This is a genomic window from Streptomyces laculatispora, from assembly GCF_017353455.1.
Classification (GTDB): domain Bacteria; phylum Actinomycetota; class Actinomycetes; order Streptomycetales; family Streptomycetaceae; genus Streptomyces; species Streptomyces laculatispora.
This window is the reverse complement of record NZ_JAFMPZ010000032.1, coordinates 1-4,423: the sequence shown is the minus strand read 5'-3', so window position 1 is coordinate 4,423 and position 4,423 is coordinate 1. Positions and strand designations below refer to the sequence as shown.

Genomic DNA, 4,423 nt, shown 5'->3' with positions numbered 1-4,423 from the left:
GCTCGACCCGCAGGTCGTCGCCCAGTTGCTGGCCCGGCAGCGACGGGACGACCCGCTGGAGAAGCTGACCGCGCGTGAAAGGCAGTTGCTGGCGCTGATGGCCGAGGGCCATTCCAACACGGCCATCGCCCGGCGCATGGTGCTCTCCGGCAGCGCGGTGGAGAAGCACATCGGGAACGTCTTCGCGAAGCTCGGCCTGCCGCCCGACGACACGCGCCACCGCCGGGTGCTCGCCGTCCTCGCCCACCTCAACGCCTGACGGCGTCCCTTCACCAGCCGCCTTCGAAGAAGGCCAGGAGCGCCGGGGCCGGGTCGGCCGTGGTGGCCGTGTTCGCCGCGGCGATCACGAGGACGGCCGCCGCCAGCAGGGCCCGGAGAAGACCGGACGCCCGGAACACGCGCCTGGTCCGCCGGTCGGACGCCGCTGTTCCGGCGAACCTCCGCCACGACACCGCGCTGACGGCGACGAAGGAGAGGGCCACCACCGTCGCGGTCACGGCCAGCACGGCGTGGTACCGCCGGAAGTCGCTGACCATCACCTCGAGGGGAGGCGGGGTCGGGCCACCCGCGTCCGGGTAGCCGGCCAGTTGCCGCCTGATCTCACCGAGCGCGTCGGCGAGCTCTCCGTGGGACGCGTGGACCGGCAGCATCGACATCAGCGAGGAGAAGGGCGCCAGCGCACCCTGGATGTTGGCCATCACCATCGCCAGCGAGAACAGTGCGAGCGCCGCGACGAACGCCCCGGCGGACGCGAGAGCGGCCCTCCTTCCCGCGGTGAGCGCACCGGCCCGCAGGAACGCGTTCCGCAGCAGAACGGCGAGCGCGATGAGCACGGCCAGCAGGACCGCGGCGACCACGGCCTTGACCACGTGGTAGCGGGACCAGTAGTCGACGACGCCCCGCAGACCAGGGGGAAGACTCCGCTCACCGGATTCCCAGTAGTCGACGAACGACGCGGACAGACGGTCCTCGAGGTCGCGCCGGTCGCCGTGGCCACCGCCCGACACGCTCCCCGCCACCGGGCCGGGGGCGAGTACGAAGGCGGGGACGAGAGCCACGGCGAGAGCGGCGAGCACGGTGACCGCGCGGGCGGGGACACCCGCGGTGCGGGACGGTCCGGGCGGGCTGTTGGGTGGTGACGTTGTGGACATGCTGGTGACTCTGTCGCAGCACCGCCCGCCCGGTCACTGCGGTCCGCCGCCCGCTCGGGGTATGGCAGGCCACACCCCGGGCGGGCGGCAGGGATCACGCAACGGCTCTCAGTCCTCCGGGGGGAACACCACTTCCCCCGAGTCGGCCAGGGCGACCGTGATCGCCTCGACCGGACACCCCTCGGCCGCGGCGAGGACCCGCTCGTTGGCGTCGGTCTCGGGGTCGACGGGACGGGACTGCCGGGCGGAGTCCAGCCGGAAGCCGTCCGGTGCGTGGTTCACGCACATCCCCGACCCGATGCACACGCTCCGGTCGACCTCGACGCTCCACCGGTCCCCCATCAGGCCCCTCCCCCGTACCCGGCGGGCAGGTGGATCATCTTGTGCTCGAAGTACTCCCCGTAGCCCTCGGGCCCGAACTCCCTTCCCAGACCGGAGTTCTTGTAGCCGCCGAACGGCCCGAGCATGTCGAGACTGAAGGTGTTCACGCTGTACGTGCCGGTCCTGACCCGGCGGGCGATGTCGATGCCGCGCTCGGTGTCGGCGGTCCAGACGCTGCCGCTGAGCCCGTACTCGGAGTCGTTGGCGATCCTCACGGCCTCGTCCTCGTCGCCGTACGGCAGCAGGCAGATGACCGGGCCGAAGATCTCCTCGCGGGCGATGCGCATGGAGTTGTCGACCCCGCCGAAGAGCGTCGGCTCGACGTACCACCCCCGCTCCTGGGAGGCCGGACGCCCGCCACCGGTAAGGATCTTGGCCCCCTCCTCCTGCCCGATCCGGATGTAGTCGAGGGAGCGCTGCTGCTGGCGCTGCGCGACGAGCGGTCCGAGTTCGGTGGCCGGGTCGAGCGGATCGCCGACCTTGAGCGCGCCGGCGGCGGCGGCGAACGCCTCGGCCATCTCCTCGTACCGGGAACGCGGCACGAGGATCCGGGTCTGGGCCACGCAGGCCTGCCCGTTGATCATCCAGGCGAAGGGCACGATGCCCGCGACGGCGGCGTCCAGATCGGCGTCGGGGAGGATCACGGCGGCGGACTTCCCGCCCAGTTCCAGGGTGACGCGGGTGAGGTTGCGCGAGGCGACCTCCATGACCCGCCGCCCGGCGGCGACGGACCCGGTGAACGAGACCTTGTCGACGCCGGGATGCCCGACCAGGTACTCACTCACCTCGCGGTCGGCCGGCAGGATCGACAGCACACCCTCGGGCAGCCCGGCCCCGGCGACGATCTCGGCCAGGAGGTAGGCGTCGAGCGGCGATTCGGGCGACACCTTCAGGACGGCCGAGCACCCGGCGAGCAGCGCGGGCGCGAGTTTGGCGGCGGCGGTGAACTGCGGCACGTTCCACGGCACCACGGCGGCGACCACCCCGACGGGCTCCCGCCGTACGAGCAGCGGCCCCAGCGCCCCGTCCCGGCGCTCCTCGTACGGGAAGGTGCGGGCGACGGTGATCGCCGCGTCCCACACCATCATCGCGGCGAGGGCCTGCACCATGACGCTGGAGCTGTACGGGGTGCCGTTCTCCGAGCTGATGACCCGGGCGATCTCCTCGTACCGCACGGCGAACGCGTCCTTGATCCGCGTGACGACGTCGATCCGCTCGGCCGGCGTCATCCGGGGCCAGGGCCCCTCGTCGAACGCCCGCCGGGCGGCGGCGACCGCCCGGTCCACATCCCCCTCGGCGGCGTGCGGCACCCGGCCGATGACCTGCTCGGTGTGCGGGGAGATGACCTCGATGACTTCCCGCCCGAGCGGATCGACCAACTCCCCGCCGATGAACAGTTTTCCGTGTTCGACAAGCTCGCTCATGGCTGCTGCCTCCCGCGACGCGGCACGTGACCCGACTCGTTGACTGAATTCTTCGTTCTGCGTCCGGCATGCATCCGAACAACAGCTGACTACATGTCAGAACTGATACCAGTTCCAGTTCCAGGAGTCCACGGCCGGGACATGGCCGAAGCGTGGCCGGACGCCTCCGGAACCACTCCCGCGGCACGGCCCACCGGGCAGACTGGCCTCCATGACCGCCTCCCTGCACCACATCGTCATCGACACCCACGACCTGCCCGCCCTGGCCCGTTTCTGGGCGGCCGTACTGAAGTGGCGCATCCTGTCCGAGCGGGAGCGGGAGGTCGTGATCGGCCCGGACGCGGCAGCCCCGGTGGGCATCTGCTTCATGCCCGCGCCCGAGACGAAGTCCGTGAAGAACCGTCTGCACCTCGATCTGACCACGCAACCCTCCGAGGGGGAGGCGGAGATCGAGCGCATCCTCGCGCTGGGCGCGCGCCGGGTGGAGATCGGACAGACCGGCGAGGAGTCGTGGACCGTACTCGCGGACCCGGAGGGCAATGAGTTCTGCGTCGTGCGGCCGAAGGTCACCCTGATCGGATAGTCGACCGGGGCTACCACTGGAACAAGTTCTCGTTACAGTGGACGCGGCGCGTCGTGGCCGTACCCCGCACGCCGCCGAGACCGCGGAGAGATGGGGAGTCCATGACGCAGGTGATGAACCACGGTGGAGGCGTCCACAGCATCAAAGTCCCCATTCCGGACAACCCGTTGGGCCACACCCTGGTCCATGTCCTCGACACCGGCCGGGGTCCGGTCCTGATCGACACGGGCTGGGACGACCCGGAGGCCTGGGACACCCTGACGGCCGGGCTCACGGCAATCGGCGTGGACATCACCGGCATCCACGGCGTGGTCATCACCCACCACCACCCCGACCACCACGGACTGTCCGGCCAGGTGCGCGAGGCGTCCGGGGCCTGGATCGCGATGCACGCCGCCGACACGGCGATCGTGCGCCGCACCCGGGAGTCCGAACCGGGCACCTGGCTGTCGTACCTCGCGGCGAAGCTGGCGACGGTCGGCGCCCCCGAGGACCACATCGCCCCGCTCCTGGCCGCGCGCGAGAAGGGCGGCCGGATGCGTACCCTGCCCGGCCTGCGGGCCGCGCTCCCGGACCGCGAGATCGTGCCCGGCGAACTCCTCGACCTGGCGGGCCGCAGACTGCGCGCGATCTGGACCCCGGGCCACACCCCCGGCCATGTCTGCCTCCACCTGGAGGAGGACCACCCGGCCAACCTGCCCGGCCGCGGCCGCCTCTTCTCCGGCGACCACCTGCTCCCCGGCATCAGCCCGCACGTCGGCCTCTACGAGGACCCGGACAGCGCGACCGAGACCGATCCGCTCGGGGACTACCTCGCCTCACTGGAACGGATCGGCCGCCTGGGGGTCGCCGAGGTGCTGCCCGCCCACCAGTACGCGTTCCCG

General features: G+C 71.5%; 6 protein-coding genes. 3 read left to right on the top strand and 3 right to left on the bottom strand.

The genetic code is table 11. The features are described 5' to 3' along the window. Positions 1–259, top strand: a 259-nt coding sequence (locus J1C73_RS01280) for a response regulator transcription factor (protein ID WP_207314676.1), incomplete at its 5' end; no start/stop codon positions are given. A gap of 10 nt (positions 260–269) precedes the next feature. Here the strand turns inward: J1C73_RS01280 and J1C73_RS01275 are convergent. The 3 genes from J1C73_RS01275 to J1C73_RS01265 all read right to left on the bottom strand — a co-directional run bounded on the left by J1C73_RS01275 (position 270) and on the right by J1C73_RS01265 (position 2,956). After that, positions 270–1,151 carry a hypothetical protein gene (locus J1C73_RS01275; RefSeq protein ID WP_242643546.1) on the bottom strand — a complete coding sequence of 294 codons (882 nt, stop codon included), beginning with the start codon at positions 1,149–1,151 and terminating at the stop codon, positions 270–272. Between the two features lie 108 nt (positions 1,152–1,259). Beyond that, complete coding sequence (locus J1C73_RS01270) at positions 1,260–1,493, bottom strand: ferredoxin (protein ID WP_123470520.1); 234 nt, start codon at positions 1,491–1,493, stop codon at positions 1,260–1,262. Further along, positions 1,493–2,956 carry an aldehyde dehydrogenase gene (locus tag J1C73_RS01265; protein WP_207314675.1) on the bottom strand — a complete coding sequence of 488 codons (1,464 nt, stop codon included), beginning with the start codon at positions 2,954–2,956 and terminating at the stop codon, positions 1,493–1,495. Before J1C73_RS01265 ends, J1C73_RS01270 begins: the two co-directional genes overlap by 1 nt. Before the next feature lie 211 nt (positions 2,957–3,167). On the opposite strand from J1C73_RS01265, the gene J1C73_RS01260 reads away from it, so the two are divergent. Continuing rightward, the gene (locus tag J1C73_RS01260; RefSeq protein ID WP_207314674.1) at positions 3,168–3,539 is read left to right on the top strand and encodes a VOC family protein; all 372 of its coding nucleotides are present in this window, start codon (positions 3,168–3,170) and stop codon (positions 3,537–3,539) included. A gap of 101 nt (positions 3,540–3,640) precedes the next feature. After that, a partial coding sequence (locus J1C73_RS01255) for an MBL fold metallo-hydrolase (RefSeq protein WP_207314673.1) occupies positions 3,641–4,423 on the top strand: 783 nt, incomplete at its 3' end.